Source organism: Octadecabacter arcticus 238 (genome assembly GCF_000155735.2).
Lineage (GTDB): Bacteria > Pseudomonadota > Alphaproteobacteria > Rhodobacterales > Rhodobacteraceae > Octadecabacter > Octadecabacter arcticus.
Genome location: NC_020908.1, coordinates 4,375,500 through 4,401,423, shown reverse-complemented (window position 1 = coordinate 4,401,423; position 25,924 = coordinate 4,375,500). Strand labels below are relative to the sequence as shown.

The 25,924-nt window shown below is 56.1% G+C and carries 24 protein-coding genes and 2 pseudogenes; 11 read left to right on the top strand and 15 right to left on the bottom strand.

The genetic code is table 11. The annotated features are described in order from the left end of the window. Nucleotides 1–7 precede the first annotated feature (7 nt). Entirely contained in the window at nt 8–1,060 is a 1,053-nt protein-coding gene (gene mutY, locus OA238_RS22810) for an A/G-specific adenine glycosylase (protein WP_015497040.1), read from the bottom strand. A gap of 68 nt (nt 1,061–1,128) precedes the next feature. Here mutY and OA238_RS22805 point away from each other — a divergent pair, with 68 nt between their 5' ends. Genes OA238_RS22805 through OA238_RS22795 form a run of 3 tightly spaced genes read left to right on the top strand, consistent with a single transcriptional unit; the run spans nt 1,129 to nt 3,451 of the window. Next, nucleotides 1,129–1,644, top strand: coding sequence for a DUF721 domain-containing protein (locus tag OA238_RS22805; RefSeq protein ID WP_015497039.1), 516 nt, complete (start codon nt 1,129–1,131; stop codon nt 1,642–1,644). Nucleotides 1,645–1,661: 17 nt separating this feature from the next. Beyond that, nucleotides 1,662–2,327 (top strand): DsbA family protein, encoded by a 666-nt coding sequence (locus OA238_RS22800; protein ID WP_015497038.1) that lies wholly within the window; start codon nt 1,662–1,664, stop codon nt 2,325–2,327. Then, the gene (locus tag OA238_RS22795) at nt 2,327–3,451 is read left to right on the top strand and encodes a CaiB/BaiF CoA transferase family protein (RefSeq protein ID WP_015497037.1); all 1,125 of its coding nucleotides are present in this window, start codon (nt 2,327–2,329) and stop codon (nt 3,449–3,451) included. Before OA238_RS22800 ends, OA238_RS22795 begins: the two co-directional genes overlap by 1 nt. Here the strand turns inward: OA238_RS22795 and lpxK are convergent. The 7 genes from lpxK to OA238_RS22760 form a co-directional block, all read right to left on the bottom strand. After that, a complete protein-coding gene (gene lpxK, locus OA238_RS22790) occupies nt 3,438–4,424 on the bottom strand; it encodes a tetraacyldisaccharide 4'-kinase (protein WP_015497036.1) in 987 nt (328 codons plus the stop codon). The genes OA238_RS22795 and lpxK overlap by 14 nt on opposite strands. Then, complete coding sequence (locus tag OA238_RS22785) at nt 4,424–5,536, bottom strand: 3-deoxy-D-manno-octulosonic acid transferase (protein WP_015497035.1); 1,113 nt, start codon at nt 5,534–5,536, stop codon at nt 4,424–4,426. The genes lpxK and OA238_RS22785 overlap by 1 nt, the downstream gene beginning before the upstream one ends. A gap of 15 nt (nt 5,537–5,551) precedes the next feature. Then, on the bottom strand, nt 5,552–5,794 hold the full coding sequence (locus OA238_RS22780; protein WP_015497034.1) for a DUF4170 domain-containing protein: 243 nt from the start codon (nt 5,792–5,794) through the stop codon (nt 5,552–5,554). A gap of 88 nt (nt 5,795–5,882) precedes the next feature. Continuing rightward, nucleotides 5,883–6,653, bottom strand: a complete 771-nt coding sequence (locus OA238_RS22775) for a 3'(2'),5'-bisphosphate nucleotidase CysQ (protein WP_144056063.1) — start codon at nt 6,651–6,653, stop codon at nt 5,883–5,885. Then, a complete protein-coding gene (locus OA238_RS22770; RefSeq protein WP_015497032.1) occupies nt 6,643–7,989 on the bottom strand; it encodes a TldD/PmbA family protein in 1,347 nt (448 codons plus the stop codon). The genes OA238_RS22775 and OA238_RS22770 overlap by 11 nt, the downstream gene beginning before the upstream one ends. A 118-nt stretch (nt 7,990–8,107) precedes the next feature. After that, entirely contained in the window at nt 8,108–9,610 is a 1,503-nt protein-coding gene (locus OA238_RS22765; RefSeq protein ID WP_015497031.1) for a DUF2125 domain-containing protein, read from the bottom strand. A gap of 71 nt (nt 9,611–9,681) precedes the next feature. Beyond that, nucleotides 9,682–11,193: a DUF2125 domain-containing protein gene (locus OA238_RS22760; RefSeq protein ID WP_015497030.1), complete on the bottom strand. Its 1,512-nt coding sequence runs from the start codon at nt 11,191–11,193 to the stop codon at nt 9,682–9,684. 126 nt (nt 11,194–11,319) lie between these two features. On the opposite strand from OA238_RS22760, the gene OA238_RS22755 reads away from it, so the two are divergent. From OA238_RS22755 to OA238_RS22740, 4 genes are read left to right on the top strand one after another with little or no spacing between them, the layout of a single operon-like run. Then, a complete protein-coding gene (locus OA238_RS22755; RefSeq protein ID WP_015497029.1) occupies nt 11,320–12,069 on the top strand; it encodes an SDR family oxidoreductase in 750 nt (249 codons plus the stop codon). Further along, on the top strand, nt 12,066–12,671 hold the full coding sequence (locus OA238_RS22750) for an enoyl-CoA hydratase/isomerase family protein (RefSeq protein ID WP_015497028.1): 606 nt from the start codon (nt 12,066–12,068) through the stop codon (nt 12,669–12,671). Before OA238_RS22755 ends, OA238_RS22750 begins: the two co-directional genes overlap by 4 nt. A gap of 58 nt (nt 12,672–12,729) precedes the next feature. Further along, entirely contained in the window at nt 12,730–14,043 is a 1,314-nt protein-coding gene (locus OA238_RS22745; protein ID WP_015497027.1) for a mechanosensitive ion channel family protein, read from the top strand. Next, nucleotides 14,040–15,221 carry a TIGR03862 family flavoprotein gene (locus OA238_RS22740; protein ID WP_015497026.1) on the top strand — a complete coding sequence of 394 codons (1,182 nt, stop codon included), beginning with the start codon at nt 14,040–14,042 and terminating at the stop codon, nt 15,219–15,221. The genes OA238_RS22745 and OA238_RS22740 overlap by 4 nt, the downstream gene beginning before the upstream one ends. Here OA238_RS22740 and OA238_RS22735 read toward each other — a convergent pair. The 6 genes and pseudogenes from OA238_RS22735 to OA238_RS34160 form a co-directional block, all read right to left on the bottom strand. Next, nucleotides 15,218–16,222 carry an NAD-dependent epimerase/dehydratase family protein gene (locus tag OA238_RS22735; protein WP_044038665.1) on the bottom strand — a complete coding sequence of 335 codons (1,005 nt, stop codon included), beginning with the start codon at nt 16,220–16,222 and terminating at the stop codon, nt 15,218–15,220. The genes OA238_RS22740 and OA238_RS22735 overlap by 4 nt on opposite strands. Next, nucleotides 16,222–17,559, bottom strand: a complete 1,338-nt coding sequence (locus OA238_RS22730) for a UDP-glucose dehydrogenase family protein (protein ID WP_015497024.1) — start codon at nt 17,557–17,559, stop codon at nt 16,222–16,224. Before OA238_RS22730 ends, OA238_RS22735 begins: the two co-directional genes overlap by 1 nt. Before the next feature lie 99 nt (nt 17,560–17,658). Continuing rightward, nucleotides 17,659–18,264 (bottom strand): sugar transferase, encoded by a 606-nt coding sequence (locus tag OA238_RS22725; protein WP_015497023.1) that lies wholly within the window; start codon nt 18,262–18,264, stop codon nt 17,659–17,661. Beyond that, nucleotides 18,248–19,126: an NAD-dependent epimerase/dehydratase family protein gene (locus tag OA238_RS22720; protein ID WP_245581374.1), complete on the bottom strand. Its 879-nt coding sequence runs from the start codon at nt 19,124–19,126 to the stop codon at nt 18,248–18,250. Before OA238_RS22720 ends, OA238_RS22725 begins: the two co-directional genes overlap by 17 nt. A gap of 190 nt (nt 19,127–19,316) precedes the next feature. Beyond that, nucleotides 19,317–20,495 (bottom strand): annotated as a pseudogene (tnpC, locus tag OA238_RS22715) (IS66 family transposase); the annotation flags it as partial. A gap of 15 nt (nt 20,496–20,510) precedes the next feature. Further along, on the bottom strand, nt 20,511–20,732 hold the full coding sequence (locus OA238_RS34160) for a DUF6444 domain-containing protein (RefSeq protein WP_044037430.1): 222 nt from the start codon (nt 20,730–20,732) through the stop codon (nt 20,511–20,513). Between the two features lie 245 nt (nt 20,733–20,977). Between OA238_RS34160 and OA238_RS22705 the strand changes: the two genes are divergently transcribed. The 4 genes and pseudogenes from OA238_RS22705 to OA238_RS22695 all read left to right on the top strand — a co-directional run bounded on the left by OA238_RS22705 (nt 20,978) and on the right by OA238_RS22695 (nt 24,634). Then, nucleotides 20,978–22,045: an IS630 family transposase gene (locus tag OA238_RS22705; protein WP_015494734.1), complete on the top strand. Its 1,068-nt coding sequence runs from the start codon at nt 20,978–20,980 to the stop codon at nt 22,043–22,045. 42 nt (nt 22,046–22,087) lie between these two features. Beyond that, a complete protein-coding gene (locus tag OA238_RS34155) occupies nt 22,088–22,549 on the top strand; it encodes a YjbH domain-containing protein (RefSeq protein WP_051076558.1) in 462 nt (153 codons plus the stop codon). Beyond that, nucleotides 22,461–24,143, top strand: a pseudogene (locus tag OA238_RS30690) (YjbH domain-containing protein). The gene OA238_RS34155 and the pseudogene OA238_RS30690 overlap by 89 nt, the downstream one beginning before the upstream one ends. 2 nt (nt 24,144–24,145) lie before the next feature. Further along, entirely contained in the window at nt 24,146–24,634 is a 489-nt protein-coding gene (locus OA238_RS22695; protein WP_187293098.1) for a hypothetical protein, read from the top strand. A 261-nt stretch (nt 24,635–24,895) separates the two neighbouring features. Here the strand turns inward: OA238_RS22695 and holA are convergent, their stop codons facing one another. Continuing rightward, complete coding sequence (gene holA, locus OA238_RS22690) at nt 24,896–25,924, bottom strand: DNA polymerase III subunit delta (protein ID WP_015497019.1); 1,029 nt, start codon at nt 25,922–25,924, stop codon at nt 24,896–24,898.

The window sequence follows — 25,924 nt, the reverse complement described above, 5'->3', positions numbered from 1 at the left end:
CCTTTGCTCAAACATTTCGTAGTGTCGCAACTGCGAGAGTGTAGGCCTTTTGCATCACGGTTGGCAGTGCGTCGGGGCTAAAAGTGTCGGCGGGGATGAATTGTCCACGATCGGGCAACGCATCAGGGGGCAGCCATGCCGTCTGGACGCGCAGAATCAGGTGGAAATGAGTGAAGGTGTGGCGCGCTTGGATATCAAGTTCCTGCCAATCCGCTGAAACAGGCTCTTGGTCCGTTGGCGCACCACCCCAGTCTGTCGTTGGCCAGCCGAGCATACCACCCAACAGCCCCTTGTCGGGTCGCGTTTCAAGCAACCACGCACCATCATCACGTCGCGCAATATAAGCGATGCCGTGGCGCGTTGGTTTCGGCTTTTTTGGCGTCTTTTTTGGAAGATTTCCTTGTTTGCCAGCCTCATGTGCTTTGCAGGCACTGCGCACCGGACAAATCCCGCAGGCGGGATTCTTGGGCGTGCAAATCGTGGCGCCTAGATCCATCACGGCCTGCGCGTAGTCGCCTGGGCGGACCTGTGAAGTGTGCCGTTTTGCAAACTCCATCAGCAAGGGTTTGGCAGCAGGCAGGGGCGTGTGATCATTGTAAAGGCGCGACATGACCCGTTCGACATTGCCGTCTAGGACTGTCGACGCTTTATCAAACGCAATCGCGGAAATGGCGGCTGCGGTATAGGGGCCGATGCCGGGTAATCCGATCAACGCGTCATAGGTTTGTGGGAATGCGCCGCCGTGATCGGCCACCACTGCGCGGGCGCATTTCAACAGATTTCGGGCGCGCGCATAATAGCCAAGCCCGGCCCATGCTGCCATGACATCTGCGTCCTTGGCTGCTGCCAAGGCGCTTACAGTTGGCCACAAGGCCATAAATCTTGTGTGATAGGCCCGCACAGCGGCAACGGTGGTCTGTTGTAACATTACCTCTGACAGCCAAACGGCATAGGGGTCCGGCAGATGCCCTGCTTTGCGCATCGCAGGCATCACGCGCCACGGCATTTCGCGGGCGTGGATATCGTACCAATCCAACAAGGTTTCGGTGATGTCACGCAATCTTTATGAGCCTTTAAGAGTGGTTTCTCTGGCGTTGACGCCTCAAGAGTTTAGATTAGTGCGTAACGATGAAACAACCACGCCCTCATAGCACAACGCGCGGATTCTCTCGTGCTGTTACCCTGATGCAAAAACGCATTCGCGGGGCAACCGAAACGCGTGGCTTTGCGCAAAGTCGCGTGTTGACCCATTGGGCTGAAATTGTCGGCGAAGCGACAGCGAAAATCGCGCACCCCGTTGATGTGGGCTATGCCCGTGGCGGGATGGGCGCTACGCTCACCGTGCTAACGTCGGGCGCGCAAGCCCCGATGTTAGAAATGCAAAAAGAACAAATTCGTGCCAAGGTGAACGCCTGTTACGGCTATAATGCCATCGCCCGTATCCGCATCACACAGACGGCGGCGACAGGATTTGCCGAAGGGCAGATGGCGTTTGATCACGGTGCGGCGACCCCGCGTGGCCCGAAACCCGAAGCGAAATCTGCAGCACAAGATCTTGCTGCCGCTGTAAAAAATGAATCATTGCGCGCGGCCCTCTCGGCTTTGGGCGCAAATGTCATAAGTAAACGCCCCTCCGATTCTTGACTCTGAAAGTAAACCTGATGAATAAATCTATCCTCTCTTCCGTCGCTGTTGTTGCTATTGTTGCCGTCGCTGGTGGCGCGTGGTTCATGAACCGCACCGCCGCGTCTGCACAATCGAGCGGAGCAACAGAGACAATGGAAGCGGCCCAGTTCGACATCATCGAAATGACCCAAGGCAATCCGGACGCATCTGTTCAAGTCCTTGAATATGCGTCCTACACCTGCCCGCATTGCGCATCTTTTCACGCTGATCAATATCAGCAGATCAAAGAAAATTACATCGACACTGGCTTGATTGGCTTCACCTACCGCGAAGTTTATTTTGACGCCCCCGGCCTTTGGGCGTCCATGGTAGCTCGTTGCGGTGGCGAAATGCGCTTCTTTGGCATTTCAAGCCTGCTGTATGAAAATCAGCAAGACTGGGCGCGTGGCGAAAGTGGCGAAGAGATCATCACATCACTGCGCAATATCGGCAAAGTCGCGGGACTGTCTGATGCTGAACTCGACGTTTGTTTGACCGACGAAGCAAAGGCGCAGGAACTGACGGGTTGGTATCGTTCCAACGCTGATGCGGACGATGTTCAGGGGACGCCGACGTTTCTAATCAACGGTGAAAAGTATTCCAACATGAACTACGCCGATTTTGCAGAAGTGCTTGGCGAAAAGCTGGCAGAATCCAACTGATGACACCACTTGCGGGCCTGAAGGTCGTTGAATTGGCCCGCATATTGGCGGGGCCATGGGCGGGACAATTGCTTGCCGATATGGGCGCTGAGGTCATTAAGGTCGAAGCGCCCGAAGGTGACGATACCCGTACATGGGGCCCGCCGTTCATTGAACACGGTGGCGAACGGTCGGCCGCCTATTTTCATGGCTGCAATAGGGGCAAAAAGTCTGTCGTGATCGATTTCCGCACCGATGAGGGCAAGGCGGCGTTGCTGCGGCTTCTGGTGGACGCCGATGTGCTGATTGAAAATTTCAAGGTTGGTGGACTTGCCAAATATGGGCTGGATTACGCAAGCCTGCGCGAAAGCCACCCGCGCCTGATATACTGTTCTATCACGGGTTTTGGTCAGGACGGACCGTATGCTGCGCGCGCTGGCTACGATTACATCATCCAAGGCATGTCAGGATTGATGTCCGTCACCGGCGATCCAGACGGCCAGCCACAAAAGGTTGGCGTTGCTGTGACCGACATTTTCACCGGTTTGTACGCGAGCAACGCGATTCTTGCGGCGGTTCACCAGCGCCATGGTACAGAGCGCGGGCAACATATTGATCTTGCGCTGCTTGATGTTGCAGTGGCGACCACGGCCAACCAAGCCATGAACTATTTGGCGACGGGCAAGTCGCCCGAACGTCTTGGCAATGCCCACCCCAATATTGTGCCCTATCAAGTGTTTGAATGTGGCGATGGGCATGTCATTATTGCCGTGGGAAATGACGGGCAGTTTCGTAAATTTTGCAGCGTTCTGGGTCTGGATGCGCTGGGCACTGATCCGCGTTTTGCGACCAATCCCGCACGTCTTAAAAACCGTTCGGTGTTAGTACCACTTCTGGCAGATAAGATGCTTTATTGGACAAAAGCAGATATTCTGACGACATGTGAAACCAAGGGCGTCCCTGCTGGACCGATCAACACGTTTGAGGATGTTTTTGCTGACCCGCAGGTGATAGCGCGTGGACTGAAACTTGACATACATGGTGCGCTGTCCGTGCGTCCGCCGATGCGATTTTCGGACGCGGACCTTGCGCTAGACCGGCCAGCGCCATCGCTTGGTCAGGATCAAGACATCATTGACGGGTGATCCCAAGGAGCGCCAATTTCGCGTCAAGAGGCCGCCAATCCAACAGGGCTAAACGCACTGGGAGCACGGTGACCTTCGTGCGGAAATTTTCTGGTAATCGCGTGGCATCTTTTTCGGTGGTGACCATTATCAGCCCATGCGACTTTGCCTCGGTTTCCAGGCGGGCCAGCAGCGCGTTGGTGAACGGTTGGTGATCGTCCAACGCCTCACTGCGCACAACATCCGCGCCGAGGGCTTTGAGTGTCGCAAAGAACTTTTCAGGATGGCCGATCCCAGCAAAGGCCAAGACGCGCAAACCGTCCCAAGGCATTTCCGTGGGCAGCGCGTCCAAGCGACCGTTCAAGCGCACACAGGACGGCGGTAAATCGGGTGCAAATGCGGCGCGTGCAGCGTTGGGCCCAATCGCCAACACGACGTCCGCACGTGCAAGACCTGCCTTGACTGGTTCGCGCAAAGGTCCCGCCGGAATGACGCGGCCATTTCCGAACCCTTTGACGGCATCCACCACAACGATGTTCAGGTCCTTGCGCACGCTCGGGTTTTGGAATCCGTCGTCGAGTAAGATGACGGTCGCGCCCGAAGCTTCGGCCGCCATCACGCCCTGCGCGCGATCTTTGGACACCCATGTTGGAGCGAACGCGGCAAGCAAAAGTGGTTCATCGCCCACGTCATTGGCCCGGTGGGTGGCCGTGTCGACTAGCACCGGGCCGTCCAGCGATCCGCCGTAGCCTCGGCTGACGATGTGTGGTTTTTGCCCAAACTCAGTCAACCGCTGCGTTAGCACGATCGCGGTGGGCGTTTTGCCGGTTCCGCCAGCGTTGATATTGCCAATGCAGATGACAGGGACTGTTGCGAGGTGGGTCGGGCTTTGGCGCAGGCGCAATGCAGTCGCCGCGCCGTAAAGCGATCCCAAGGGCGATAAAACAGCGGCGATGACGCTGCGGTCTTGATGCCAAAATAGTGGTGGCCTCATCACGTGACCTCTGCGCTTTGCCGAGCATCCAACACGAGCTGGTTTATCGTTTCAGCGTTCTGGGTAATTTCAGACCATCCGGCCAATGCCATCCGTGCGGTTTGTTCCGGTGAGATCAGCACACCGACTGCGATCCCGAGCTCTGCTGCCGAACGGATTTCACGACTTGCCTGTGCCTGTGCCAACCGCGCGAACTGTGCCGCGTGTGGCGATTTGCGGGGGCCGTGAATAACGGCAGACCCCAGTGCAATTGGCTCAAACGGGGAGACTGCGCCACCAGCACTTAACGTGCCGCCGATAAATGTGAGCGGTGCAATCCGGTACCATAAGCCAAGTTCATCGTCCAAGTCCGCGACATAGGCCTGATGTTCTGGTTCAGGATCGTCACCTTGTGATCGAACACCAACCTTGAAACCAGCCTCGCGCAGAACTTGTGCGACGTCTGGGCCGCTGTCGATATCACGCGGGGTGATGAGGAGCAGGAGTCGGTGGTTTTTGCGGCCCGCCGTCAAATGCGCCGCGACAATATGGACAATTTCGGGTGTGGTGACACTTGCGGCAAACCAAAGTGGGCGCGCGCTTAACGCTTCGTTCAAGACCGTGAGTTCGTTTGCATCATAGGAAAGCGTCATCGGTTCTTCCAAAACAGGACCTGTCGCCAGGACCTTTTCGCGCGGTACCCCGCCACGGATCAAACGGGTGGCTGTCGCACCGTCTGCGGTCAGAACGCGATTGAATGGTAGAACTGCATTGCGTGAAGCGCCCAGCATCCACCGCGATCTGCCGGCAAAAAGCGTTGAATTGCGAGCGTTGATCATGGTCGCACCGAGGCCGCTTTTTTCGACGCAGCGCAACAGGATCGGGCGTACTGGGCCGCCGTTCCAGATCAGGTATTGTGGAACCCAATCTGCAAGAAACGCCCGCGCTTTGACGAGGCTATCATGCGGAATAGGGACAACATGAATGCCATCTGGAACCGGCGTCAAAAGTGGTAGAATATCAGCGCCAGCAGTGACCAGCACATCCATCGCTTCACTGTGTTCATGCAAACGTGTGGCCAACGACAGGGTCGTGATGACTTCGCTCTTGTCACCGCAATGAATCCAAATCACCGACCAGTACCTCGCTTAGTCCAGCTCTTCGGTGGGGGATGTTTCTGCCTCCTCGTCGCGCAAGCGGTGAATGTGGGCGATGAAATAGCGCATGTGGGCATTGTCCACGGTCTTTTGTGCTTCGGACTTCCATGCGTTGAACGCCGAATCGTAATCAGGGAACATCCCGACGACGTGGATATCATCAACATTCTTAAATGCGTTCTTGGTCGGGTCGACGAGTTCGCCACCAAAGACGAGGTGAAGACGCTGGGACATGGGGCACCTATAGGTTGAAGATGGAGGCTAAAATTTGTTGCACCAACCCTATGGCGTTGGCCTCACAGGGTAAAGGTGGGTAAGCTGCTCAGGCGAGGGCTGCGACCAGTTTCGAGTGAATTCCTCCAGCCGCGACCATGCCGTTGATCTGCGGGTGCGGATTGTTGAACACGGGCGTTAAGCCTTTTTGATCACTCACACCGCCGCCCGCTTCAGTCACGATCAACGCGCCAGCCGCAACGTCCCATTCCCACGTCGGGCGCAGCGTGAGCATACCGTCAAACTGCCCCTCGGCAACGAGGGCAAGGCGGTAGGCCAATGAAGATCGAAACGTGCGTTTGAACGGCGGCACAGCACCGGCCCAATATTTGGGATTAATGTTTGGCTTTGACGACAGTACCGTCGCGGTTTCAATCTGTTTGTTGGGGAGCGCGTTGATTGGCGTGCCATTTAGCGCCGCGCCTTGGCCCAGGGCAGCCGTATACATTGCGTCGCGCATGGGCAGATAAATCACGGCCGCTGTGACGACACCGCCCTTGGCTATCGCAATCGAATGCGCCCAGTCCTTGCTGCCTTCAATGAAAGCGCGCGTGCCATCGATAGGGTCGATAATGAACTGATATTCGGTTGAAAGCCGTGCTGCACTGTCTTCGCTTTCCTCAGAGAGCCATCCGTAGTTGGGCCGCGCGGATTGAAGATCGGCAGACAGTTGGCGATTCACGTGCAGGTCGGCCTCGGTCACGGGGCCCTGGCCATCGGACTTTTCCCAGACGTCCGGTGAAGCATTGAAATAGCCGCGTGCGATGTCGCCCGCAGCCCTCGCCGCATCAAGTAAGAGGTCAAGGTCTTTAGGCACCAGCAAGCGTCATTCTGTCGATCATCAAGCTCGGGATGACGCGGCTGATGTGCGTGCGGGCATCGTTGGCAGGGATGATCCGCGCCAGCATGTCGTGCAGATTGCCCGCAACTGTGCATTCATTGACGGGATAGGCGATTTCACCGTTTTCGATCCAGAAGCCTGACGCGCCGCGCGAATAATCGCCTGTGTTAGCGTTGATGGTGGATCCGATCATGGACGTGACCAGCAGGCCGGTGCCCATATCGCTGATCATCTGTGCAGGACTTTGCGTGCCTTGCGTCAGCGTCACGTGCGACACAGATGGTGATGGTGGGCCAGATGTACCGCGAGACGCGCTACCGGTGCTGTGAAGTCCCAGTTTGCGTGCCGTAGCGAGGTCGAGAGTCCAGCCCGTCAGCACCCCGTCTTCAATGATTTTACGCTCGGACGTTGGCAGCCCTTCGCCGTCAAACAGCCGCGATCCGGAAACGCGGGCACGGTGCGGGGTTTCGATCAGGTCAATGCCTTCGGGCAAAACACGTTCGCCCAAGTTGTCGCGCAGCCAAGATGATCCGCGTGCTATCATCGCACCATTGCTGGCGGACAAAAGATGCCCGATCAGTGAGCTTGCGATGCGTTCATCAAACAGGACAGGATAGGTGCCAGTTTGGGGCTTGCGTCCACCGCGCCGCGCGACGGCGCGTTCGCCCGCGATGCGGCCAATTTCAGCGGCGTCGCGCATATCAGAAAGATGAATGCGGCTGTCGTAGTCATAATCGCGCTCCATCCCCGTGCCAGTGCCGGAAATGGCAACCGAACTCAGCGAATGGCCGGTGCTTTCGTAGCCGCCGGAAAAACCGTTCGTCGCCGCAAGATGCACCTGACGACGCCCATATCCAGCAGATGTTGACTGGACTTGTGCAACGCCCTCAACACCTTTCGCCGCGGCCTCTGCGGTGCGTGCCTGTTCTTCCAGCCAAGCTGGATCGGGTTCTGGCCCGTCGTCGACCAAATCCAGTCGTGCGGGATCAATATCCGTGGCCAATTGCGCCACGTCCGCGATCCCAGCGTATGGGTCTTCGGGGGCCTCGTTCGCCATAGCTACAGCGCGCGCGGCCATTTCTTCGATGGTGCGGTCTGACGTGTCGGATGCGGAAACATTGGCCGATCTGCGGCCCACGAAAATGCGCAATCCGATGTCCGTCGCTTCGGATCGTTCGGCCTGTTCCAGCACCGAGTTGCGCACATCAATGGACACAGACGTGCCAGCGACGGCAACGGCGTCAGCACTATCAGCACCTGCGGCTTTGGCGGCATCAATCAATTGGTGGGTCAGATCGTCGAGCGACTTTGTCATTGGAGTTCCTTTGGTCGCCACATTCAGTCGACGCATTTCTGGCGTAGGCAAGTTTGCCACGTAGTTGAGGTAGTCACAGTTTGGGCAGCCTGCAAGTGCGAGCCGCCCCATACGTCGGTTATCGCAGGCGCTGGCCGTTCGCCAACACATGACCTTCGCTGTTCACTTCAATCACGCTTTCCAGCATGTCGTCACCGACAGTTGTGGCGAACATGCCCATCATCATGCGGGGCATCATCAGGTCGCCTTCGGGGATCAGACCCATTGCGACGAGCGTATCCATCAGCGCGTTGGCACCATTCAGGTTTACAGTGACCGCGCCTTCGGGACGGGCGATGCCTCGAATTGTCAGAAAGTCGGTCCAATCAAACGTCATGGCACCTGTTGCAGTCGCCTCGGTGCCGACGGCTGCAATTCGCAGGTTTTCGATCGTCATCTCATCGATCTGGATTGGTGGCGGGCCGAACAATTGCGACAAGGCTGCAAAATCCAGCAGGTCCATGCCGTTGGTGCCCATGCCTGTGACGTCGAACGAAATTTCAGCCGGATCGCGGGGCAACTGGGATGACGGGTCAAACATGTTCCAGATCGCATCGCCAATGGTGATGCCGGACAAGCCCGTCGCGACGCGGAAATCTTGCGGAGCATCCGATGCGTTCAGCGGCACGTCATAATCCAAACTGATCGCGTCGATGCCAAATTCCAGATCGCCTGGAAACATCATGGGGTTGTTCACTACCACGGCAAATTCCGACGAGTCGCCGCTCATTGCGAGGCCATCTTCGTTGAATCTCAAATCGAAGACCTGCGGACCAGTCGATGTATTCTGATTGCTCAGCAGTTCACCATCCTGCATCGTCACGGCACTGGATGAACTGCCTTCACCAGTGCTTTGCAACGCGACAGATAGCCCGTCACGCAATGCCGCAGACAGGTTCATCACATCAGACCCACCCACAGGCAGCGTCGCTTCGATGGCAGATGTTATCGGCAAAGTTGTTTGCGTGGTCCGAGACGAGACGTTGTCGCCACTGACGGTGAAATCAACATTCGTGGTGCCAACCTGTGAAGCAGCGGTGTAGGTAATCAAGTTGCCTTCTGTGACGCGCGTGGTGCCCGTCCAGTCCGTTAGGGTCATCAATCCCTCAACCTTCATGTCCTCAACCGTGGCGTCATCAACGGAAATGTCACCGATCACGATCTGAATGTTTTGGCCGTTGCTTTCGTAGGAAATGTCACCCTGTTCACCGGACGCCGTGACAGTGTAACCATCATGGGTCATCTTAGCCGTGGCGCTGAAGCTGCCTTTACCCGGTGCGCCGCCTGCAACCGAAATTGACATAGGGGAGGGGTAACTGATCGTGACCGTGCCATTGCTGTTTTCAGTCATCATGACGCTATCGGTCTTGATCTGAAAGCTGGCGACGCCTTGCGGCAGGATCACGTTGATCTCTGGATTGTTCAGCTGGTCGCCGGAGATATCGCCGCTCAATGTTGCACCGATTGCGCCATAAAGTGCCTGTTGGTTGGACCAAACATCAGCGGCATTAACATCGGCCAAAGCGGGTGCTGCGAGGGCGGTGGAGAGGGCGATGAAACTCGTCGCCAAGCGGTACGTCATAGGCTGTCTCCTAACGGATGTGCGGCGCCCGAACGATTCGGACGCCGCGAAAGACTTCTTATTATGTAGCTCTAGCGAAGCCGTTGCCCATTGGCGAGAACGTGACCTTCGGCGTTAACCTCAATCGTTGATGTCAGCATGTCATCGCCAACAGGTGTCGCAAACATGCCCAACATCATCCGTGGCATCATCGCCTGATCTTCTGGAATGAGACCCATCTGGATCAATTTGTCCACCAACCCATTGACGCCATTGATGGCAAAGTTTGCCTGACCTTCGGGGCGGGGAAAACCATCGAAGGTTTGGAGATCTGTGTTGTCGAATGTGAACGCACCGTCGCCTGTAATTTCGGCACCCGCGCCGCGTACGGTCAGCTCGGTAATTTGAACGCCTTTCACTTCACCGGGAATGTCGGACATCATGGCAGCTTCCTGCTGGGCAGGGTCGAGGAAATCAAAGAACGGCGTGACCTGTGCATCAACCGCAAGTGCGACTGTCAGCGGATCACGCGGCATAAATTCCGCTGGATCGACGATATTCCACAATGTTTCACTGATAGCGAAGTCAGTTAGATTAAAGGCCAAGCGTGCGTCGCGTGGGCCATCTTCGCCTTGGCTCAGCGGGATCAAGAATTCAAAGCCGTATTTGGCCAACGACGCCTGAAGCGGGAACGGGATTTCGTTGGGAATCGACAGGCTGACGTCGATACCGCGGGATTCACCGCGATAGGCCGCCCCGTCGACATCGATTGAAAATTCAAGGCCGCCACCCTCGATGGTCGCAGCGCCCGAACCGGCGTCGTCTGCGACATCAAAGTCAAAAGAATAAGCGGTTTCACCGAAGGAATAGCCACCCTCCATTGCCAGTCCGTCAACGAAGGGCGGCATTTCCGCGTCAAAGTCCATGTCGATCGGGGTGACAATGTTGGCAAACATCGCAAGGTCGGCGATATCGCCATTGGCCTTGATGACGCCGCCGCCGTCGATTTCGTTGAAATGTGCGTCGATATCCAAGGCCCCGACGTTGAACGCATAGGCAATGTGGGTCAGCGTATCTTGGCTTACTGAATAGGTGCCGGACAGATCAAGCATGGCAATCGCAAGATCCACGACTTCAACGTCCATCGACTGACCGCCCTCAATGCTGTCGACGCGCATCCCGTAGCTGTCGGCGGTGACATCATAGATCATAGCGTCGGGAACGCCGGACACTTTCAAAACCATGTCCGATTGCGACACTGTCACATTCACTGTTGCTGGATCGCCGTATTCAGGCGTGAGATCGACCGTGATCGGGTAGCTGGTGCCCATCGTGATGTTCACTGTGCCGTCACCGTTTTCGGTCAGGGCGATATCGCCGAGGGCGGCCACTATGGATGCTTCCTCATCCGACATTTCAATTTTCACGTCGGAAACTGTCAGCGTGCCGCCTGACATGTCTTCGCCGCCGGTTGTGAATCCTTGTCCATAGACGGCCATTTGGTCGGTCCAATTATCCCAAACCTGTTGGGCCGTGACATCGGCGTATGCGGTCGTGCCGCACAATATGGCGGCGATAATGGCTGAATGACGAATGCTTTTCACGATAACCTCCTGCTTAAAATTACTAGACAGAGCTTTTCAAGTCTTCGCGCGCGGGTCAAGGTCAGGAAAACGTGACGGAGTGCAGCAGACTTGCCCCAAACGTGCAGTTTTTTGAAAGGGCGACAGATGTATATGAAAGACAAGGTTGTTTTGATAACAGGGGCCAGTCGAGGCATTGGGGCTGCCAGTGCGCGGGCTTTCGCCGACGCGGGGGCAAAGGTGGCCTTGGTGGCGCGATCAACAGCGCAGATTGAGAAATTGGCAGCAGATATTGGCCCCAACGCCATCGCAATTTCGTGCGATGTGTCGTCGTTTGGCGATGTTGTGGCGGCTGTTGCAAAGACCGAAGATGCGTTTGGACCGCTAGATATTTTTATCGGCAATGCGGGGTCACTGGACCCGATCAGTCATCTGGCCGACGCCGATCCCGACGTTTGGGGCAAAACCATCGACGTGAACCTGAAAGGCGTGTTCAACGGAATGCGTGCAGCCATGCCCGAAATGATCAAGCGCGGCCAAGGCACCATTATTACAGTTTCATCCGGCGCAGCGCATGGCCCAGTTGAGGCTTGGTCGGCGTACTGTGCATCCAAAGCCGGAGCCTATATGTTGACGCGGTGTGCTGACAAAGAAGCCCGCGAAAAGGGTCTGCGCATCATGGGACTGTCCCCCGGTACCGTCGCGACTGACATGCAGCGCGAGATTAAGGCGTCCGGCATCAACCCCGTGAGCCAACTTGAATGGTCCGACCACATCCCCCCCGAATGGCCTGCGCAAACGCTTGTCTGGATGTGTAGCGCCGATGCGGATGAATTCTGCGGCACTGATGTTTCTTTGCGCGAAGACGACATTCGCAAACGTGTTGGCCTGATATGATCACTTCTGATACGATCGACGGCCAGCTGACCCTGACGATCAACCGCCCAGACAAAGCCAACGCGCTTACCGAAGCGATGTTGGCTGAACTGGCTGACATCATCGCCGAAACGGATGCCCGGGTGCTGGTTTTGACGGGTGCTGGCAAAGTGTTCAGCGCCGGAGCGGACCTTGACGATGTGCGGGGCGGCACCCTCGCGACATCGCCGGAATGGGAACGCCTGTCGTCTGCCGTGGTGAATTTCACGGGCCTCAGCGTCGCGGCGATGAACGGGTCGTGTGCGGGTGGGGCGCTGGGCATGGTTTTGGCGTGCGATCTACGCATTGCTGTGCCAACCGCCAAGTTCTTTTACCCAGTCATTAAAATGGGTGTGCTACCACAGCCGTCTGACCCTGCACGCCTGCGCGACCTTGTCGGTCCATCAGCCGCCAAGCGCATCCTGCTGACTGGGGCGCGGATCACGGTGGATGAGGCGCTGGCCCTTGGTCTTCTGGACCAAGTCAGCGCTACTGATTTGACGTCCGATGTCGAAATACTGACTGCCCCCGCCCGCGCAGCCGATCCGGCACAGGTTACGGCGATCAAAGCGCTCATAGGTTGAACTGAGCCGTTTTCGAAGTGCCAGTTTTCATAGGGCTAAACGTGGTGTAAAGGGCGGTATGAATGACCTTTTGAACACCACCCTTGGTTATATCGCCACTGCTTATGAGGTCGCGTTTGTTTGGCTTATCAATCCGGCGAATTGGGTACAATTTGCGCTGTTGGTCGGTGCGTATCTTGTCGCGGTATTCATTACGCGCAAGCTGAACCCACGGCTGACGAAATTGTTGACGCCGGCGCAGGACAACTTTTCGATGCTGTCACATGCCCGCCGCTTTATTTTGGTGTTCATGCCGTTGTTGTTGCCATTGTTGGCGTTCGGTCTAACGGCGATTGGCGAACAGATCACGCGGTCCATTTTTGGATCGGGCGAGGTTATCGCGTTCGGCAAGCGCGTGTTCTTGTTCCTCGCGGTACGCGCTTTCGTGCGCGATATGCTGAGCGATACACTGTTGAAACTGATCGGAAGAACCGTTTTGATCCCGATGGCGGCAATTTATGCGCTGGGGTTTCTTGATCCGGTTCTGTTTTGGCTTGGAGCGACAATCATTCCGCTCGGCAATATGTCGTTTTCGCTTCTGGGTCTGCTGCGGTTTCTTGTGGTGGCGACGATCATGTTCTGGCTGGGGCGTTGGTCCAACGATCAAAGCACGTCAATTATTAGCAAACAGGAAATGCGCCCAGCGACCCAGCAACTGGCCGTCAAAGCGACCGAGATTGCGATTTTTGGAGTAGCTTTCTTGGTTGTGATGAATATCGCGGGTGTTCCCCTCACATCGCTGGCGGTTCTGACAGGAGCGTTGGGTGTTGGTATCGGTTTTGGCCTGCAGAAAATCGCGTCGAATTTCGTATCTGGCGTGATCCTACTGCTTGAAGGGCAAGCGACTGTCGGGGATTACGTCGAACTCGACGGAGGAGAGGCGGGCACCATTGTAAAAATGACAGCCCGCGCGGCCATTCTTGAAACATATGACGGCAAATGGATCGTCGTTCCCAACGAAGATTTCATTGTGACACGGGTCATCAACTATTCGGATTCCGGGTCTGCGAACCGTTATGATGTGGCCTTTTCTGTTAGCTACGACACCGATATCAACACAGTGACTGGCATTGCTTTGCCCGCTGTCGCAGCCTTGGATTTCGTGCTCGACGCGCTGATGCCGCCAGACATTGAACTGGATGGGTTTGGCGATAATGGCATTGATTTTATAGTTGAATTCTGGGTAAGTGGCATTGATGATGGACGCTTCAAATACCGAAGCCACGTGCGATTTGCGGTCTGGAATGCGCTTAAGAACGCTGGCATCGAAATTCCGTTTCCGCAACGAGTTGTCGAAATCAAAGGCGGTTTTCCCGCAGGAGTAAGCGAATGATTGATGCCCTGATTATCGGTGGTGGTCCGGCAGGACTGATGGCCGCAGAAGTGCTTTCAGCGGCGGGGCATAGTGTGACCATCACTGATGCGATGCCGACCGTGGGGCGCAAGTTTCTGATGGCTGGAAAGTCTGGCCTGAACCTCACAAAGGCTGAAGATTTCGGGACCTTCCAAACGGCCTATGGCGAATCGAAGGCGATCTTGAAGCCGATCCTATCGGCGTTCGGCCCAGACGACGTAAGCGCGTGGGCGGAAGGTTTGGGTCAAACGGTCTTTACCGGCACCACAGGCCGCGTGTTCCCAACGAAGATGAAGTCCTCGCCACTGCTGCGCGCATGTCTCGCGCGGTTGACCGAGCAGGGCGTCACCATCCAAACGCGTTGGCGCTGGACCGGTTGGACCAAAGATGACACCGGTGATGTGGCAACGTTTGATACACCGGATGGTCCGGCGACGATTTCTGCGAAAACCACGATCCTCGCGATGGGCGGTGCCAGCTGGAAACGGTTGGGGTCGGACGGGCAATGGGCAGGGCATTTACTGGATGCTGTCGCACCGTTCCAACCTGCTAACGTAGGATTCACCGTCCCATGGTCTGATCATATGACGCAGCATTTCGGCGCCGCTGTGAAGGGGTGTGAGATGCGGGCGGGCGACTTGACCTCACGGGGTGAGTTCGTGGTTTCCTCCAAGGGGATTGAGGGCGGCGGTATCTACACAGTGTCCGCCGCGATCCGTGACGGCGCATCGTTGGTGTTGGATCTTTTGCCAGACATGTCGGTTGCGGACATCACTGCGAAACTGCGCGATCCCAAGGGTAAACAATCCATGGCAAATACGCTGCGCAAGGCGCTGAAACTGAACCCAATAAAACGCGCACTGTTGAACGAATTTGGCCATGATAGTGGGCTTTCATTGGCAGAGACGATCAAAGCTCTGCCATTTCCACCGATGAGTCCACGTCCCATCGACGAAGCCATTTCAACGGCTGGTGGTGTGCGGTTTGATGCGCTGACGGATGATTTGATGCTGAAGTCGCGGAACGGGGTCTATTGCGTTGGCGAAATGCTCGATTGGGAGGCCCCAACTGGGGGCTATTTGATCACCGCATGCCTTGCGACGGGCCGCCATGCGGGACTTGCCGCCGCACGTCAGCTTCAAACGTCCCAGCCTTAGACGTCGTAATAGTCGCGGTACCAATCGACGAAGGCTTTTACGCCAGTGACAACATCTGTCTTTGGTGTGTAGCCGGTCAGCTTTTGCAACAGCGCGCAGTCGGCCCAAGTTGCGGGCACGTCGCCGGGCTGCATATCCATGAAGTTCTTCGTCGCAGGCTGACCCAGTGCTTCTTCAATCGCGTCGATGAAGTCCATCAACTGAACCGGCTCGCCGTTGCCGATGTTAACGATCCTGTGTGGCGCGACGGGCGACAGGCTGTCGCCGATCGGCACGTCGTCCAATCGTTCCGGGACGGCGTCCAGCAACAGGTGAATTCCGCGCACGAGGTCGGTCACATAGGTGAAATCGCGGCTCATGTCGCCGTGGTTGTAGACGTCGATCGGATCGCCATTAAGAATGGCCTTGGTGAACTTGAACAGCGCCATATCGGGGCGCCCCCACGGGCCATAGACCGTAAAGAACCGGAACATTGTCGTCGGAATGTCGTAGAGGTGGGCATAACTGTGGGCCATCACCTCGTTTGATTTCTTAGTCGCGGCATAAAATGACATCTGCGTGTCGGCTTTATCTGTCTCGGCGTATGGCATCTGCGTGTTGGCACCATAGGCGGACGACGTGGACGCCAGCAGAAGGTGCTTCACCGGCGTCGCACGCACCGCTTCGAGCAGATTGAAAGTGCCGATGATGTTGGCGTCAATGTAGGATCGTGGTTCATCAATTGAATAACGCACGCCAGCCTGACCCGCCAAATGCACGATGAAATCAGGCTTTTCAGCCGCGACGAGGTCCATCAGAACGCCATCTGCTTCCAAGCGATCATTGACTGCTCGAAAACTGCCGGATTGCAGAAGGTTGGCCAGCCGCCGTTCTTTCAAGCGCACATCGTAGTAGTCGGTCATGGCGTCAAGCCCGATGACGTCGAAGCCTTCTGCCAGGAGGTGTTTGCACAGGTGATAGCCGATAAAGCCCGCTGATCCGGTCACGAGGACTTTGGGCATCATGCGTCTCCGCTTTTGGATGGTTCCAAAGGAGCTCGTCCGATGGAAATATAGGCGTCAAACCCAGCGCGCTTGGCGTCTTTGTTGGAATAGATGTTGCGCAGGTCGGCCATGCGCGGAGTTGCCATGTGTTTTGCCATGCGTTTCAGGTCAAGCCCGCGAAATTCATTCCATTCCGTCAGGATCACAACGAGATCTGCATTGCGCGCCGCCTTGTAGGCATCTTCAACCCAGTTCACGCTGGGCAACAGGGCCTCCCCTTCGTGGCGGCCTTGTGGGTCGGTCACGCGTACCTTTGCACCACCGCCAACCAACGCTGGGATGATCGTCAGTGCAGGTGCGTCGCGCATGTCATCCGTGTTGGGTTTGAACGTGACGCCCAACACCGCGATAACCTTACCGTTAAAGCTGCCATCACACAGGTCGAGCAGCTTATCGACCATGCGGCGCTTCACCTCGTCGTTGACCTTGATCACGGCCTCGGTGATTTGCATTGGGACGGCGTGTTCTTGGCCCATACGGGCGAGTGCTCTGGTATCTTTCGGAAAACAAGACCCGCCATAGCCTGGGCCTGCGTGCAAGAACTTGTTACCGATGCGCCCATCCAGACCCATACCCTTGCTGACTTGTTTGATGTCGGCACCGGTTCGTTCGCAGAGCGCCGCAATTTCATTAATAAACGTGATTTTCGTTGCGAGAAACGCGTTGGCCGCATATTTGATCATCTCTGCGCTTTCCAGATCGGTGATGACGACGGGGAAGTCGCGCAGGAAGAGCGGGCGATAGACGTTGTTCATGACCTCGCCCGCGCGGTCGGTTTGCACGCCGACCACAACGCGATCAGGGCGCATGAAATCATCAATCGCAGCGCCTTCGCGCAGAAATTCTGGGTTGGATGCCACGTCGAAATCCAGGTCAGGATTGGCCTTGTGGACGACCTGTTTGACCTTGCGATTGGTGCCAACGGGTACCGTCGATTTGGTGACGATGACTGTGTAGTTTTTCGCCGCGAGCGCAATTTCTTCGGCAACAGCCATCACGAACGTTAGATCGGCGTGACCGTCACCGCGACGGGTTGGTGTGCCGACTGCGATGAACACAGCTTCTGCGCCGTCGATGGCCGATGCCAGATCCAATGTGAATGACAGACGACCCGCCTCGACGTTTTTGGCCATTAAGTCTTCAAGTCCGGGCTCATATATTGGGACTTCGCCGGCTTCTAGCTTGGCAATCTTGGCTGGGTCTTTGTCCACGCAGACAACATCGTGTCCGAAGTCTGAGAAACACACACCTGACACAAGGCCAACATAACCCGTTCCGATTACTGCAATTTTCATGGCCAACCCTAACTTACTTTTTCCGTTGCATAACGTAGCGTGCTGACGAGCGACCAGTCCAAATTTCAAGCACGGCGAAAGTGCGTGCGGGATGTGCTTCTAACGCCTCAACACGCGGCGCAGTGTTTGCCAAATGATCGTAGCGTCAAAGCAGACCGACGCATGGCGCTGATAGATCAGGTCGAGCGCGGCTTTGCGTGGGATGCAGCGGGTGGTGTAGATAGTTTCGGTCTGTGCAGGCGTCTTGGCGCTGGCGATCAAGCGTTCTTCGTGACGGTGATAGTGTAGCGACGCGAGGCCAGTGACACCGGGGCGGGACTGCAGGACTCGCTCATAGAGCTGGGGGAAAGCGGCGGTGTATTGGCGCAATGGGGGCCGCGGACCAACGAAGTCCATGTCCCCGCGCAGCACGTTTATGAACTGGGGCAATTCATCAAGCCGATAGCGGCGAAGTTTCTGACCAATCGGGGTAATTCGGTTGGATTTGTCGCCACCTGTGACACCCCTATTTTGGTCATGTGGCACATTGGACATGGTGCGAAACTTGATGAGATTAAACGCCTGGTCAGGTGTCTTCATCCGCTCTGCCACATAGAAAACGGGCCCACCGTCACGCCATAAAATAGCGATCGTGATGCCGATAATGATAGGCGCTGTCACAATCAGTCCGATGAGAGCAAGGAGGATATCAAAGACGCGTTTCATCGGGTTGGCCCCCCACCATTTGTCGGACCATTGCATCTTCGGGATCGCCATATTCTTGAAAGTTAACAAAGCTTTGCAGCTTATCTGTTGATAGGGTCACGCGATGTGAAATGCCGTTGGGGGCGGGCATGTCGACCCATGTCAGCTGGGGTATGTGATGGGTCTTATAAGCGCGCAGCATGTCATCAAGCGAGACAGGTTGCGGGTGGGCGACATTTATCATGCGCAGGGGGCCGTTGTGGGGCGTTGAAAGTGCGCACACAACGTCGAACAGGTCTCGCGGTGCGATGTAGGACAGTAGCGCTGCGGTGCCATCGGGAAACCGATGCAACGGCATGGGCGTGCCTGCCCTAACATGGTCATTGGCGGCCGCGCTCAACGCATCAGCGCCGACAATGTTACCGATACGAAGAATCGTTATGGCAGGCGATGTTGAAGTGGCAGCAATACGGTGCGCAAATTCTTCCATCTTGGATTTACTGACTCCGTAAGGTGTGATCGGCCGGAGGGGATCATTTTCGTCAAAGGACGTGTCGCCGCCTGCTCCGTAGACAGCGGCAGATGACGCGAGAACCACATGGGCGACGCCAGTGTCGACGGCTTTGACCAAGAGGTCTTTTACGAAACGAACATTTATGTCGCCTAACAGTTTTTCATCAGTTCCGGTGTAGCCGATCATGTTGATCAGCGTGACGCCCTGCACAAAGACAGAGTCAGTCGCGGAACCGTCAAAGGCACCGGACCATTGAACATCGGTCAAGTTTGTCCGTGACTGTGTCCGCCATCCCAAGCCCGCACGCGCCGCACAACACGCTAGAATTGTGCCCAGTTTGCCGTTTGCGCCAACCAACGTTGTATTCACTCCAAAGGCTTTCTGTATCCGCAGGCTAAGGGTATGGCATATCTCACACCCTCAACTTCCGAGTTTAATATTTGTCGAGATTAGGGTTGCAGTATTGCTGAATACAATGTCAGAACTCAACCATTACAAGAATTTTTGGTAACTCCCAGGGACCCCATCGGATATCGGGTTTTGTGTTGCCCTTGCGACGTTAGAGCCCAGCGATGATCTGTTGTGGTGATAGGGTGAGTGTTTCGAGGATATTGCCCCCGTGTTTTCTGACCGTCGAGATGACGGATCTGATGTCAGCGAAGACCTGCGCGCCCTCGAGGGTGCGGAAAGTTCCCGAGATTTTCATGCGCAACTTCATCATGCGCAGGTCCCGTTCGGCCTGATTGTTGGTGAAGGGAACTGTGAAGTCCGTAAGGAACCTTAGGACGTCATCACGGTAGTCGCGCAAGCGGACCAGAAGGTTATGGCCTGGCCGCCTGGCTTTTCGGCCTCGCGCACCAGTGCGTCTAGCCAGTGGGTCTTGTCGCTCATGGAAGGCGAGGCCCTCGGTGAGGATTGCCATGTATTTGGTGAGGATGCCGTGGTGAACCGACGTGGGGAGTTCGGTCTCGCCTCGCCCCTGAGCCGCGCACTTGAGCTGATTGGCGCTGTTGCGCAGCACGCTCATCGCGCACGCCCACGGCTCCTTTTCGATTTCTTCGATGGCCTTGAGTTCCCGTAAATGATGCGCCCCGCACAGGGCGTGCGCGTCCACCCCACTCATATGGGCGTAATAGGACTTCCAGTGGTCATGAACAATTGTCCCGCCGGTCAGGAAGGATGGAACAGCACCGCGCTTGGCGCTGATGCGATAATGCGTGAAGGCGAGATCGCTGATTGAGTGCAGCCAGTGCAGCTTACCAGCAACACGAAGTCCGGTCTCATCCAGATGCCGAACGCCGCCTTCATTGAGCCGGGCCAGAATGTGTTCGACGACGCCACCCAAGGTACGCGCTGTGCCGTTCACCCAGTTGGTCACGCTGGCCGCGCATAGGCTGGTGGCACCAAACAAATCACGCAGGAGTTGGCAGACCCGATCCTCGGGGATCAGCTGCTGAACATTGCAGTAGACCGCCGCCGCCCGAATGCGCTTACCGTATTGCACGTGTGCATTCACGCCATCGGGAAAGGTGGCTGTCGTCGTGGCTCGGCAATAGCCACAACAATAAATCGCTGCCTGATGCTCTGTGACCTCCAGACGCGGCACCGGTATGTCATAAACCTGACGCCTCTCCACCGCCTTGATCATCCCAGCCGTCAAGCCATGCTGACAGGTGCCACAGGCCTCAGCCTCATGTCGCTCCACAAAGTCAGGCGTTGCGGTCTGACGTAGGGTGTCGCCTCGGTGGCCAACTTAGCCACCACTTTTCTTACCGGACTTACCACGCAGGCTACGCGGTACCGGCTTCTTCAACCCATCACTCGAAGGCGGCTTGCTGCTATTACTGCTGTTCTTGGCCAACTGACGCCGCAGATCCGCATTCTCTTGCGCCATGCTCGCCAACGCGGCTTCCAACTCGGCGATCCAGCGCTGAGCCGTGGCAAGGGGTTGTTCAAGAGCAGTAACTTGGTCCATTCCACCAATGATTCAGAGAAATCGTCACAGCGCCACGAAATTCAGACCACAACAGAAAATTCATGCGCCTAATGGCTAAGGAGACTCACATCAAAACTGACAAAAACCCGTTATCGGCTGGGGTGCTTGGGAGTTACGAATTTTTAAGTGTATTATACTCCTGCGCCTGAATTGACCTGACGATTTTGGGCCTGCGATTCACTTCGTCGCATGGCCAAAGGCGGTTCAGTCTGTATTTTGAGTTTATGAGCAAGCAATACAAAACAGTCTCCTTATCCGACGAGCAGCGCATAGCACTTGAAGCGCTTTGCCGCCGCCGCAAAGTTGACGCCCTTGTTTGGAAACGGGCGCGCGCGTTTCTTCTTTTGGACGCAGGAGAAGACGCCGGAACGGTTTGCCGGATTTTGGATATTGGCCCGACAGTTTTGACGGAGTGGCGATTTGCCTTTGCCGGTGTGGGACTATCGTTTTTCGGTCTGAAGGACTACAGCCAGCGTCAGGGTCATTTGTCCGTCGTGCAAGAGCAGGCGGTGAGAGCCCATTTCACCGCGCAGCCTGCCCGCAATGCCGATGAGGTCTGTGCCTATGTTCTAGCCGAGTGCGACCAAAACTACAGCACGTCGGGAGCCGCCAAGCTGATGCGCCGCCTGGGGTTCGCGTATAAGAAACCACAATTACTGCCTGCACAGGCCGATGAAGCCAAGCAGGCTGCGTTTATTGCCAAATATGAGGCCCTGATGAACGGGTTGGCCGCAGATGAGATGGTTGTCTTTTCGGACGCTGTCCACCCCGAACACCAGAGCCGCCCCGCCCATGGTTGGTTCCCCAAGGGACAAAAGACGGCCCTGAAGGCGACATCAGGGCGCAAGCGGCTCAACATTCAGGGCGCGCTTGACCTTGAGACTTTCCAGTTCACCTTTGTGGAAGGCGAGAAGATCAATGCCCAGACAACCCGACAGATGCTGGAAAAGTTGGAACGCAACAACCAAACCAAGACGGCCATCCACGTCTTTGTCGACAATGCCCGCTATCATCATGCCAAGATACTACAGCCATGGCTGGACAGCCCAGAACGTCGGGTGAAGTTGCATTTCTTGCCAGCATATGCCCCGCACCTCAACCCGATCGAGCGTCTTTGGGGTGTTATGCACAAATGGGTCACCCACAATCGGCACTATGCAACGTTCAACCAATTCACAGAGGCCATTTTCGACTTCTTCCGCAAGACCCTGCCAGAAAAATGGCCAGAGTTTCGCGACACCGTCACCGACAACTTCCGCGTCATATCGCTCAAGGAATACAAAGTGATTTGAGGGGAAAACCTCAGGTCAATTCAGGCGCGGGAGTATAGTATAATGGTTGCCGCGATTTCTGCGACCTCTGTTGCCGCGCAAGATGATTGGCGGGCAAACTACACCCTGTATGGTACGCCCGGCATAATCGATATGCCGTCAGCCGTGGCACCGGCAGATGCTGAGCTTTCGGCAACCATTGCGGCCTTTGGTGAGACGCAGCGTGCGACATTTTCGTTTCAGGTCTTGCCGCGTGTCACAGGTAGTTTTCGATACTCATTGATCGACACCTACGACCGTAGTTTTGATTTGCAGTATCAAATCGCAAGCGAAGGGCAGTATCGCCCCGCTATAGCCGTTGGTCTGCGCGACTTCCTTGGTACAGGCCGCTGCAGCAGCGAATACGTGGTCGCGACAAAAAACGCTAAGCCCGAATGTGCGCGCGACCGCTGGTTTGGGTTGGGGTCGTTTGGGGTCTGTGAATGGATTTTCCAACCCTCTTGGTCTTATCGACGATGCGTTTGAAACCCGACCGGACGACAGTATTATCACGGGTGGAACCGTTCTTGCGGGCCAATTTTTCCGTGGGGATGCCGCATTTTTTGGTGGAGTCGAATGGCGCATCAATGATGAATGGACCGCGCTGGCCGAATATTCGTCCGATGCCTATGACTTTGAAACAAAGCTTGTCGGGTTTGACCGCGAATCACCGCTTAATTTTGGTGTAGCTTGGCAGCCCAACAGCAGCTACCAACTGGGTGCGTATTATATGTACGGCACAGACTTGGGTTTTTCAGCGACCTTTGTGATCGATCCAGCATCGGCAAAATTCCCCAGTGGGATGGAAACATCTCCTATTCCGGTTGCGCCGCGCGGTGCCAGCTTGGCTGCGGCCGCATCTTGGGACACGCCACAGGTTCAGGCGGAGAGCGTTAACGCCCTTGGACCAATCATGGACGCGCTTGGTTTCCGCCTGATCGCAGCGGAGATCACGGGCAGCACAATGCGCCTGCGGTATCAGAATAATGACTTCCGGGCCGAAGCGCAGGGTGTCGGGCGTGTTGCGCATTTGTTGACGCCGTTTGCTCCCGCGAATGTAGAAACCTTTATTCTTGAGCCTATCCAACGTGGTATCGCTTTGTCCGCAGTTACACTGCGCCGCGGCGATCTTGAGATGTTGGAAAATGCCCCCAATGCTGCGGCCCTGTCATATGATCGTGCAGGGTTTAGTGATGCGGCTGGTCCAGCGCCAACAATTGGCTGGGATGATCCTACCTCTGCATTCTTGTGGGGCGTTGCACCTTACCTCGAAATAACGCTGTTTGACGGAAATAAACCCGCACGCGGCGACGTCGGGCTCGAGGCGAGTTTCGAATACGAATTGCGTCCCAATTTGATTCTCTCAGGCGCGTACCGTCAACGGATTTTGGGCAACTGCGACGAAGTCGGTTCAATTGCGCGCTCGACTCTGCCGCCCGTTCGCCGCGAAGGGCAGCGCTACGGTGCTGAAAGTGGTGGCGGAATTGAGAACGTGTCTCTGTCTTGGTAAGGGCGACCCGGTCGTGATCTCTATTCACGGGTGTCACTCGGCTATCTTGAACGGATGTATGGTGGGGTGTCTGCCGAAGTTCTGTGGAAACCTGTGGACAGCCAATTCGCATTGGGCGCAGAGGTGAATTACGCCACGCAGCGCGATTTTGATCTCGGTTTTGGGTTCCAAGACTATGATGCCGTCACAGGGCATGTGTCGGCCTATTACGATTTTGACAATGGCTTTGAGGCTCAGGTCGATATTAGTCAGTATTTAGCGGGTGATATCGGTGCAACATTCAGTCTTGATCGTGAATTCGAAAACGGCTGGAAGGTTGGGGCGTACTTCACTCTAACGGATGTGCCGTTTGATGACTTTGGTGAAGGATCATTCGACAAGGGGATCCGCATCGAGATCCCAGCTGATTGGTTGTTCGGCGCACCATCTCGAGACACAAATGTAACGAACCTAAGTTCGCTGTCGCGTGACGGTGGTGCGTGGCTGAACATCGAGGGGCGTCTTTACGATGTGGTCGAGGGAGGGCACCAAGGACAGATGGCGGAAAATTGGGGACGGTTCTGGCGATGAAGATGACATGGATCACTGGACTTGGCTGTGTCGTATTGACGGCCTTAACGGGGTGCGGGCCTCTCCAGCAAGACAATGCAAACAACAACGCACTAAAAGGTGTCCTTGCGGGAATAACCGGTGCTGTGGCCTCTGACGGTGCAGGTGACGTTACCGCGGGCGATTCGGGGTTCGCAACAGAGGGTCAGACATTGACGCGCGCGTTTATCGACGCGCAGGACGTCGGTCTGTTGCGGCTCAGCATCTTGTCTAGGGGTGCAACTGGATTGGTCTTTTTTGGTCGCGCGAATGGCAGCAAAGTCACGTGGCTCAGCCTCGAAGGCGTGAGCTTCGTTTTTGATGACGGTCTGCTCGTTGGCACCCGCGGGTCTGATGAGTATGTAAAAGAATTGGAGTACCCGTATGAAGATCAAGACACTTTTCGCCGCCACAGCAATTGGCGCCATGTTCACAACAGCAATCGCTCAGAACGTTACGACACCAACTGGTGACATCGTTATGATTGAAAAGAACATGGGCCCAAGCCTAGCAGGTAGTACCCCAGCTAGTTCCGCAGGTAGCCTCGCGCTTATGGGCCTTACTGCTGAAGAATCTGCTATACTTATCCTCTTCTTGCTTGGCGCAGGTGCCTCCGCCTCCAACTCTGGTAGTGGCACCGGCACCTAACTAAGCCGAACGTCACGACTAGGAATTTGGAAAAGGCAGGCCTCGCGTCTGCCTTTTTCGATTCCGGTGTCTGGCGCTGACGGATGCTAGCCCCGACTACGGCCTAACATTGCCAGACGGATAAACATGCGTTCCACCAAGGCGCGGTCGGGCGCGGTGCTGGACGACCTCAAGGTCAGGTCTGCATCTGTAATTGTGCCAAGCGCGCGTTCTAATCTGAATCGACCCCACGTGCTGGCCTGACGCACGATCCGGTCACGACGCGGCCCGAATACGGGTGGACGCAAACGTCCGATGCCCGCGAGCGGCCCACCTGGATCGGATGCCACAACGTGCAGCTGACGAAAGTGGCGCATCGCTCCTATGCACAGCGCCACGGGTTGCGTGCCTTGGGCGTATAGACGGCTTAGGATTGGACCGATCTCAGTCGCTTTGAGGTCCGCTACAGCGTTCAAAATATCATCCAGTGCCGCCTCGTTGGAGAGGGGCGCGCAGGCTTCAACGTCGCTGACCGTCACCGCCGCAGTTTCACCTGCCATATAGAGGCCGAGTTTTTCAATGGTTTGGCGCAAATCCCCCGGCGCCATCTCACGCGATAGTGCTGCAATCAAATCCATCGCATCACGGTCAATATTATTAAGGCCGGCAACACGCAGCGCGGTTTCAATTTCGTCGCGCGTGGGTGGGTCGTCATAAATGCCAGCGGCATAGGCGGACGGGTGGCTTTCGAACAATTTACGCAGGGATGACTTTGCGGCCAACTGGCCTGCCGTCACAACAACCTGCGCGTCCCCAGCAACCCAATCTTTCAGTGCAGGGATGATCGCCTTTGCCGCAACATCGGTCACTTCTTCGACGAAAACCACACGCGGTCCGGGGAAAAACCCTTGCGCTTTGATCGCATCACCAAGCAGCGCGGGGTCCTTGCGCAGATCAGCGCCCGACATCCGCGTCAGTCGCATTTCTTCTTCCCCATTGGGCCCGACAAGGGTTTTGATCACGTCTTGGCGTTTCAGCGCGACCCGCATCGCGTCACCGCCGTAAATTAGAATGCCCGCGCCGTTCGGATCAGGCTTGCGGAAATAGGAATTTGCGTCACGGACGGACAGCTTCAT